The organism is Alkalimonas collagenimarina (assembly GCF_030717845.1).
GTDB classification, from domain to species: Bacteria; Pseudomonadota; Gammaproteobacteria; order Enterobacterales; family Alteromonadaceae; genus Alkalimonas; species Alkalimonas collagenimarina.
Window position 1 is genome coordinate 1 of sequence record NZ_JAUZVZ010000074.1, and the last position, 354, is coordinate 354.

1 pseudogene is annotated in these 354 nt (G+C 52.0%); it reads left to right on the forward strand.

The window, feature by feature from the left end:
- Positions 1-354, forward strand: a pseudogene (locus Q3O60_RS17650) (IS110 family transposase); the annotation flags it as partial.

Sequence of the window (354 nt, forward strand, 5' to 3'; positions counted from 1 at the left end):
ATGCGTGATTTATCACGCGCCCGTGAAACTGCGATGAAGGATTTAAAAGACGCGAAGTATCAGCTCAAAGCCCTGCTGCTTCGCAACAACATTCGTTGCAGCATCCAGGACAACTGGTCAGCAAAGCATTTACGTTGGCTTACTGAGCTGATACTACCGCACCCTGCCCAGCAAATCGTACTGCAAGAAGCAATACAAACCATTACCGAGCGTATCCGCCGCCTGGAGCGGCTGGATAACGAACTCAGCTATCATGTCAAAAACTGGCGCTACTACCCTGTCGTTAAAGCCATTCAGGCCATGCGCGGTGTGCGCTTACTGGTCGCAGTTGGAGTGATTGCCGAGCTGGGTGAC